The organism is Dactylosporangium sp. NPDC000555, from assembly GCF_040300025.1.
Lineage (GTDB): Bacteria > Actinomycetota > Actinomycetes > Mycobacteriales > Micromonosporaceae > Dactylosporangium.
The window spans coordinates 26,692-35,901 of sequence record NZ_JBEPDB010000087.1 but is presented as its reverse complement, the minus strand read 5'-3'; the positions used below and the strand labels follow the sequence as shown (position 1 = coordinate 35,901).

The 9,210-nt window shown below is 73.2% G+C and carries 3 protein-coding genes; 2 read left to right on the top strand and 1 reads right to left on the bottom strand.

Annotation, left to right across the window (positions count from 1 at the left end; genetic code table 11):
- Positions 1 to 295 precede the first annotated feature (295 nt).
- Positions 296 to 2,422, top strand: a complete 2,127-nt coding sequence (locus tag ABT297_RS35465; protein WP_350556860.1) for a PhoX family protein — start codon at positions 296 to 298, stop codon at positions 2,420 to 2,422.
- An 87-nt stretch (positions 2,423 to 2,509) separates the two neighbouring features.
- Here the strand turns inward: ABT297_RS35465 and ABT297_RS35460 are convergent, their stop codons facing one another.
- Positions 2,510 to 7,882 carry an AAA family ATPase gene (locus ABT297_RS35460; RefSeq protein ID WP_350556859.1) on the bottom strand — a complete coding sequence of 1,791 codons (5,373 nt, stop codon included), beginning with the start codon at positions 7,880 to 7,882 and terminating at the stop codon, positions 2,510 to 2,512.
- A 159-nt stretch (positions 7,883 to 8,041) separates the two neighbouring features.
- On the opposite strand from ABT297_RS35460, the gene ABT297_RS35455 reads away from it, so the two are divergent.
- On the top strand, positions 8,042 to 9,178 hold the full coding sequence (locus tag ABT297_RS35455) for a S1C family serine protease (RefSeq protein WP_350556858.1): 1,137 nt from the start codon (positions 8,042 to 8,044) through the stop codon (positions 9,176 to 9,178).
- The last annotated feature ends 32 nt before the right edge of the window (positions 9,179 to 9,210 follow it).

Below are 9,210 nucleotides of genomic sequence, written 5' to 3'. Positions count from 1 at the left end.
CCGAGGACGCGCTGCGCTGGGCGTGTGCCGCCGGGGCGGCCTGCGCACAGCGACCCGGCGCGGCCGTGGCGCTGCCCGAGCGGGCCCGGATCGACGCCCTGTTCCGCGAGACCTACCGAGATACCGCGTGAGCTTCGATCCCCGGCGTGCCGCGGCCGATTGCGGCCCTCATGCCCCAACATGCGAACAGTAAAACGTTACGGTTCAACGCGAGGCCACGCGGTGTTCATGGCCGGCTTCTACGGTGCCGGGGAATCCCCAGCTGAACACGAATCCCGTATCGCGAGGAGCCAGTATGCAGGAGCCAACCCGTCGCCAGTTGCCGTTGATCGGCACGGCGCAGGCGCCCCACGGCGGCCGTGACCGCATGACCTGTCTCTACCGCTGCGGCAACGCCTGCGACCACCCCGTGCCGAACCGGTCGGACAACGAGTACTTCGGCGACCTGGTCAACAGCGTGAGCCGCCGCGGCCTCATGCGCGGCGCGCTCGTCATCGGCCTCGCCGGCACCGGCGTCGCCGCCGGTGGGGTGCCCGCGTTCGCCGCCCCCGCGGCGAAGGCCGGCGAACCCGACGTGCAGCTGCCGGAGGTCGACACCTTCGCGGCGAAGGCACCGCAGCCGTCGCAGCTGACCTTCAAGTCCGTCACCCCCAACCAGGTCGACGGCATCGTCGTGCCCAACGGCTACGAGCACGCCGTCGTCATCAAGTGGGGCGACGAGGTCGTGCCCGGCGCGCCGCGGTTCAACGTGGCCAGGCAGAGCGCCGAGGCGCAGTCGAAGCAGTTCGGCTACAACAACGACTTCGTCGCCGTGCTGCCGCTGGACCGCCACGGCGAGCGGGCGTTGCTCGTGTGCAACCACGAGTACACCAACGAGGACCTCATGTTCCCCGGCTTCTCCGGCATCGACGGATTGTCGGTGGAGCAGCTGCGGGTCGCGATGGCCGCCCACGGCATGTCGGTCGTCGAGCTCGAGCGGGTCGGCCGGACCGGCCGGTGGGTGCCGGTGTCGAAGGGCCGGCGGCAGTACAACCGCCGGGTCACCGCGCTCGCCACGCACTTCACGGTCGTCGGCCCGGCCGCCGGCAGCGCCCTGCTGAAGACCAAGGCCGACCCGAGCGGCCGCGACGTCATCGGCACGCTGAACAACTGCGCCGGCGGGGTCACGCCGTGGGGCACGATCCTGTCCGGCGAGGAGAACTTCAACCAGTACTTCGTCGGCGCCGAGAAGTCGACCGGCGCCGACAAGGACCGGTTCAACCGCTACGGGATCGACACCGTCAACCGCTACCCGTCGGGCAGCCGCAAGTGGGACCGCGCCGACGAGCGCTTCGACCTGTCGAAGCACCCCAACGAGGCCAACCGGTTCGGCTGGATCGTCGAGATCGACCCGTTCACCCCGGGCTCGACGCCGCGCAAGCACACGGCCCTCGGCCGGTTCAAGCACGAGGGCGCCAACGTCGTCATCGCCGGCAACGGCAAGGCCGTCGCGTACACGGGCGACGACGAGCGGTTCGACTACCTGTACAAGTTCGTGTCCGACAAGAAGTTCGACGCCGGCAAGTCGTCCGCCGCCCGCCGGCACAACCTGACCCTGCTCGAGTCCGGCACGCTCTATGTGGCGAAGCTCGGCTTCACCTCGGCTGCCGAGATCGACGGCAGCGGCAAGCTGCCCTCCGACGGCGCGTTCAACGGCACGGGCACCTGGGTGCCGCTGGTCAAGGACGGCAGATCACAGGTGCCGGGCATGACCACCGAGGAGGTGCTGGTCTTCACCCGGCTCGCCGGCGACGCGGTCGGCGCCACGAAGATGGACCGCCCCGAGGACGTCGAGCCCAACCCGAATACCGGCAAGATCTACGTCGCGCTGACGAACAACACGGCGCGCGGCCCGGCCGGCAAGGCGCCCGCCGACGAGGCGAACCCGCGCACCAACAACAAGCACGGCCACATCCTTGAGATCACCGAGGACCGGGGCGACCACACGGCGACCACGTTCACCTGGACGATCCCGATCGTCTGCGGCGACCCCAAGGATCCGGCGACGTACTTCATGGGCTTCGACAAGTCCAAGGTCTCGCCGATCTCCTGCCCGGACAACGTCGCGTTCGACGGCGCCGGCAACCTGTGGATCGCGACCGACGGCAACGCGCTGGGCACCAACGATGGCCTGTTCGCGGTGCCGCTGGAGGGCCCGGAGCGGGGCCACCTCAAGCAGTTCCTGACGGTCCCGTACGGCGCCGAGACCTGCGGCCCGTGGATCCACGGCGACAACAAGAGCGCATTCGTCGCCGTCCAGCACCCGGGCGAGATCAGCGGGGCGTCGGTCGAGAACCCGGCGTCGAACTGGCCCGACGGCGACTTCGCCAAGCCCGGCATCGCGGTGGCGTGGCGCGCCGACGGGCGCAGCATCGGCATCTGAGCGCACTACCGGTTCCGGCCGTTCGAGACCGTCAGCGTCCGAACGGCCGGTCCGTCGCAGGCGCGCTCGCCCGGCGCCGTGCCGCGGCTACGCGGCGGCGAGCGGGAACTCCACGCGCAGGCGGGTGCCCGCCCCGCGGGGGCTGTCGAGCCGGATCCGCCCGCCGAGCGCCTCCACCCGGTCCTTGAGGCCGAGCAGGCCCGTGCCCCGGGCGAAGTCGGCGCCGCCGACGCCGTCGTCGCTGACCGCGACGCGCAGGACGGTGCCCGTGGCATCCGTGGCATTGGTGGCGTCGGTCTCGACGGTGACCGTGACGGCCGAGGCGTGCGCGTGCTTGGCCGCGTTGGTCAGCGCCTCGGCGACGACGTAGTACGTGCTGACCTCGTACTGCTCGGGCGGCCGCTCCTTCGTGCGAATGTCGAGGTCGACCGGGACCGGCGAGCGGCGGGCCAGGGCACGCAGCGCCGGGCCGAGGCCGCCGTCGGTCAGGATCGCCGGGTGGATGCCGCGTGAGATCTCGCGCAGCTCGTCCAGCGCCTCGGTTGCCTCGGTGGCGGCGCGGTCGAGCTGGGCACCGATCCCGTCGAGCTCCGGCGGCAGCGCGGCCTGTGCCGTGCGCACCTGTAGCGCCAGCGAGACCAGCCGCTGCTGGGCGCCATCGTGCAGGTCCCGCTCGATGCGCCGGCGGGAGTGATCGGCGGCGGCGACGATCCGCGCACGCGAGTTGGTGAGCTCGGTCCGGCTTTCGGCGTTGGCGATGGCGCTCGCGACGAGCTCGGTGAAGCCGGCCAGCCGTTGTCCGGTCTCCGCAGGCAGCCGCCGGCGCCGCGACCCGGCGGCCACGGCGCCCCAGAGCCGGCCCTCGACCACGATCGGGCTGGCGACCGAGGACCGCAGTTCCACCGGAGCGGCCGGGAACGAGGCCACCGACGCGGGGTCCTGCACGTCGCGGCGGGCCGCGCGACCCGTGGCCCGGACCGTCGCCATGGCCCAGCGGGGGTCCGGCCTGCCGCGCATGCCCGGCCGGATGTCCCCGAGCCCGTGGCATCCCAGCATGGTCACCTCGTCGTCCGGCTCGAACCGGACGATCGCCGTGGCGTCGACGTCGAAGAGCACGCCGACCTCGTCGGCCACCGCGGCGAACACGAGCTCGGGCCCCGTCCCGCGGGCGACGAGCGTCGCCACCCGCCGCAACGCCGTCTGCTCGTCGGCGATCCGGCGGAACTCGGCGTACAGCTGGACGTTGTCGAGCGAGACGGCGAGCTGGCCGGCGATGAGCCGGACGGCCTCGAGCCGCGCGGTGGTGAAGGCGCCGCGGATGAGGCGGTTCTCCAGCATCAGGATCGCCTGAAGCGTGTCGCGGCTGAGGATCGGCACGGCCAGCAGCGAGCAGCACGTGACGCCGGCGAAGTACGGGTCGCGGGCGAAGCGGTCGTCGCTCGTGGCGTCGCCCACGATCAGCGGCTCGCGGGTCCGCTGGGCATAACGCACCACCGACATCGGCGCCGCGGGCTCGTCGCCGGCGCCGGTGACCGGGACGATGCCCTCGCCGCCGGGCAGGGGCCGCAGCCACTCCTGCCGGTCGTCGCCGCGCAACAGCAGGTACACGTCGGTGGCGCCGGTCATCGCGCTGAGCACGTGCGCCACGCGCGAGTGCAGCCGTTCGATGCCGGTCTCCGAGCTCAGCGCCTGCGACGCGGACAGGATGCCGAACAGGTCGAGCGTCCCGGTCGTGACGGCGGCCCGCTGGTAGAGCGCATCGCCGGGCAGGGCGGGCTCCGGCACCGCGGTCCGCTCGGGTTGCGGTCGCAGCGCCGGGTATGCCCAGTCGAGCTGTTCGACCTTCGCGGTGGCGCCCCAGGCGAGGTACTCCTGCCGCGCCTCGGCCATGAGGCCGTGACCGGCGTGCTCGAGGCCGTTGGTGAGATGGAAACGGGCCGCGCGTTCGGTGATCAGGGCCCGGTGCCACGGGTGCCGGTGCCGGGCGACCGCGTCCAGGGCGGCGTCGAAGGCGAGGGCGGCGGCGCGGAAGTCGCCGGCCGCCCACGCCCGTTCGGCCTCGAGTAGCCGCAGCATGTGCAGGAAGTTCATCGGCGCGTCGGCGGCTCGGGCAGCCAGCCATCCCGTCACGTCGTCGAGTTCGGACAGCAGGCCGTCGTGCCCGCCGTCGTGGCCGGCGCGGACCTCCCCGGCCAGGGCGAGCCCGCGCAGGAGGTAGGCCGCGTCGGACGGGTACGGGCCCAGGCCGGTCAGCACCGACATCGCCGCCTTGCTGTGCCGCGCCAGGCCGGCCGGATCGTCGAGGATGGCGGCCGCGATCCCGCGGGTGAGATGTGCCGGCAGCGGCGTTGGCGTGTCGGCGGGATACGCGTCGCCCATGGTGGCGGGGCCCTTGCCGCGCAGCGCACCGACCAGCCACCGGTAGCTGTCGAGCACCTGATCGGTCTGTTCGTTGCCGGTACGCCGGACGAACGCCCGCCCGGCGTCGAGCTCGGCGACGAGGTCGTCGAGCGTCGGCCCGCAGTCCACCAGGCCGGATGCTGTCTGGTAGTAGGTATAGCCGGCGTTGGCCAGGTCGCCGCCGGCGATCAGTCCCTCCCGGGCCCGCTGGCAGGCCCGGACGCCTTCCTCGGCCGGCTCGAACCAATGGCTGTGCGCGGCCAGCATGGCGCGCGCCTGCGAGGTGCCGGGCTCGTAGCCGCGGACCTCGCCCTGCGCCACGATCCGCCGGCTCCCGCGGTACCCCGCCGAGAAGTCCCCGCGCAGCACCGCGGCGGTGCAGCCGATGCTGGCCGGCCCGATCAGGATGGGGTCCGGGCCGTGCTCGACCCAGATCCGCAGCGACTCCAGGCCGAGCCAGCAGTGCGCGGCGTAGTCGCCGGAGAAGTACGCGGCCGCGATGACCGCGTTGAGCAGACGCGCCGCGGCGAGGAGCAAGGGATCGGCGATCTCCGGCCGGGCCGGATCGTCGGTCTCGGGGTGATCCAGCCACCACCGCAGATACGCGAACTGGCGGTCGAGATCGTCGGGGATCCGGTCCGCGGCGGGGACGGCGACGCCGAGCTCACGCAGCGACTCGACGCCCAGCTTGGTCGCCTCGGCGAAGCGGCACCGGTGGGTGAGGCTGCTCACCTGCACCCCGGTCGCGTCCGCCCGGTCCAGGACGCCGTCGCAGAGTTCCTCGATCGTCCGGTACTCCTCATCCGCCTCGTCGAGGTGCCCCTGGCCGTACATCGCGGCGTGGCGTGCGGTGTGCACCTCGACGAGCGTGGCCGTCTCGTCCGGGCCGATCAGCAGCGCGGCCGTCAGCAGCGCCTCCACCAGCGCGTGGTCGCCGGTCAGCGTGGCCTGGCCGGCGGCGCGCCGCAGCAGTCCCACGACCCGGCGCTGCTCCGCGGGGTCGTCGACCGCGTCGATCGCCGCGGCGTACTGCTCCGCCGCGGCGGCGAACAGTTCCGGCACGTCGGCGAGCCGCCGCGCGACGGACAGCCGCAGGGCGCGCCGGCGTTGCGGGTCCATCGCGCGCAGGACCATCTCGCGGGTCTGGTCGTGCCGGAACCGCACCGCCTCCTGGACCCCGGGCTCCACCACGAGCAGGCCCTCGTCGAGCGCGGGAACGAGCGACTGTTCCACCCTGTCCGCCGTCGCGCCGGTCGCGGCCTGCAGCAGGGAGAGCTCGGCCCGCCCGCCGAGACACGCCATCGCCTCCACCACCTGGCGGGAGCGCGCCGGCATGTCCTCGAGCCGCGCCTGCGGCAGGCCCGTCACCTCGGACCGGCGCAGGCGGCGGCGCACCTCCGTCTCGTCCCAGTGCCACCCGTCCGCCGCCAGGGCCAGCACGCCGTCGCGGCGCAGGGCGTTGAGCAGCTCCACCGTCTCGTACGGGTTTCCGCGGGTGTGCGAGCCGATCGCCGCGGCCAGTCCCGTCGCCCGGGACGGATCCACGTGCAGCATCTCGGCGACCATGCTGACGAGATCGGGGCCGGCCAGGTTGTCCAGCCGCAGCTGCCGTACCCCGGGCTGCTCCCGCCACCGCGACAGCGGCGTCGCCATCGGATGCGCCGCGTCGACGTCGGCGTCGCGGTAGGCGCACACGAGCAGCAGGCCCTCGATCGGCTCCTCGCTCAGCACCTCGTCGGCGACGCCAAGGGTCGTGCGCCCCGCCCACTGCAGGTCGTCGACGAACACCACGATCGGGCGTTGCCGCGAGGCCACCGCACGCAACACCCGCACCACCGCGCGCTGCACCCGCACCTTCGCGGTCAGCGGATCCCCGGCATCGGGCGGCACCCCGAGCAGCGCCGCGAACTCCGGCAGCACCGCGCTCAGCAGCCCCGCGTTCGGGCCGACCGCCATCAGGATCCGCCCGCGTACCTCGGCCAGCGCATCCTCCGGCTCGGCCAGCAACAGCCGGCCCAGCGCGCGGAACGCCTGCTGCACCGCGTCGAACTCCAGGTCCGGCCGGTACTGGTCGACCTTGCCCACCACGAACCAGCCGTCCCGGCCCGTCACCACCGGCCGCAGCTCGTCGACCAGCGCTGTCTTGCCCACGCCCGCCGCCCCGCCGACGAGGACCCCGCGACACCGGCCCGCCAGCGCGTCGCGGAACGCCGCCCGTAGCGCCGACACCTCGCCGTCGCGCCCGACCAGCCGCGACGGCGGCAGCAACCGCAGCGGAACGTCGTACGCGCCGACCCGCAGCGCGGCCGCGTCGCGCGGCTCCGCGTCGCGCAGCAGCTCCAGGTCGTGGAGCACGCCGTCCGCGGTCTGGTACCGGTCGTCCGGCTCCTTCTCCAGCAGATGCATGATGATCTCGGACAGCGGCCCGGGCACGGCCGGGTTCACCCGCGCCGGCGGCACCGCCACGCGCGCCAGATGGTCGTGCGTGAGCCGCAACGGGTCGCCGGAACCGAACGGCGGTGCGCCGGTCGCCAGCTCGTACAGCGTCGCGCCGAGCGCGTACAGGTCGGCTCGCTGATCCACCGAGCGGCCGGTGCGCCCGGTCTGCTCCGGCGCCAGGTACGCCAGCGTGCCGACGATCTCGGTGTGGTGCGTGAACGGCGGACGGATCTCGGCGAACGACGTCGCCAGGGTGAAGTCCACCAGGCAGGGTGAGCCGTCCCGGGAGATCACGATGTTCGCCGGGGTGATGTCCCGGTGTATCACGCCGCGGTGGTGCATCCCCGCCACGGCCCGGGCCAGATTCAAGGCGAGCCCGATCAGATCGCAGACGTCCAGCGGCTTCGCCACGGCGGCCAGGCTCGTGTCGCCGACGTCCTCGACCGTGATCGACTCGGCGTGCGCCGGCACCGCCACCAGTTGCGCGACGCCCGCGACGCCACGCAGTCGCTCCAGGATCGCCGACTCGTGCTGCACCCGGCGCTGTGCGTCCGGTCCCAACGGCTCCTTGCGAATGACCGTGCGCCCGTCGACGTCCAGCCGAGTGATGCGTGACCGCATCCCGCCTGCCTGCATCCGACACCTCCACGCACACGTCACATCGTGCCTACACCGATTTGTGCGCGTGGGCGACCATTCGCAATGGTAGGGCGAGCGCGACGATTCCGCCGGTGGACCCTGGGTAGGCAGTCCAACGGCGGATCGGCGGTGGTAGCCCGGATGTCAGCTCCGTACAGTGCGCAGCGCTGGATCGTCGGCCGCGTCGTGCCGGTGGTCCTGCTGGTGCTTCTGCTGGTGGTCCCAGCCTCACTGGTCGGCGTCGCCGGGCCGTTGACGGGCGTGCGGCCCCAGCCACCTGGCCCCCGGCCGTCGGTCGCCGTGCGGGTGAACACCGCTCCGCCGGCTCCATTCGGCGCTACCCCGAGCGACCCCGCGGCGATCATCTCGTCCGTGAACCGCAGCGTCGTGGACATCAACAGCACGCTGGGCCTGCGCAACGCCCGCGCGGCCGGTACGGGCGTCGTGCTCACCGGCACCGGCCTGGTGCTGACCAACAACCACGTCGTCGCGGGCGCCACCTCGATCACCGGCAGGGCGGTCGCCAACGGCCGGACGTACCACGCCAGCGTCGTCGGCTACGACCGCTCCCACGACATCGCCGTGATCCAGCTGGCCAACGCGACCGGGCTGCCCCGGCTCGCGGTGGCCGACTCCTCGTCGGTCACGGTCGGTGACTCGGTCGTCGCCGTGGGCAATGCTGGCGGCGCCGGCGGGACGCCGACCGCGGTGACCGGATCGGTCACGGCGCTGGACCGGTCGATCACCGCTCAGGAGCCGGACGGCGGCGTGCAGCAGCTCACCGGCCTCATCCAGGTGGCCGCGGACATCCGGTCCGGGGACTCCGGCGGCCCGCTGGTCGACCGGTCCGGCCGGCTCGTCGGCATCAACACCGCCGCGTCCATCGAGGAACAGGGCCAGGCCACGGGTGGCACGGGGTTCGCCATACCGAGCAACACCGCGGTGGGCGTCGCACAGCAGATCATGGCCGGCACGGCGTCGCCGACGATCCACATCGGCCCGACCGCCCTGCTCGGCGTCGCCGCCGCCGATGCGGAAGGCCAGGTCGCCGGGGTCATGGTGACCGGAGTGATCTTCGGCAGTCCCGCCGAGCGCGCCGGCGTCGGCGCGGGCGACATCATCCGGTCGGTGGACGGCCGGCCCGTCGGCTCCGCCCGCGAGCTCACGTCCGTGCTCGACACCCACCATCCGGGCGACCGGGTCAGGATCACCTGGACGGACCAGGCCGGCCAGGCGGTCGCGGCAACGGTGACGCTGGCCGTCGGCCCGGCCGGCTGAAGGCGTGCGGCCCCGCGGTCAACGCCCGGGAA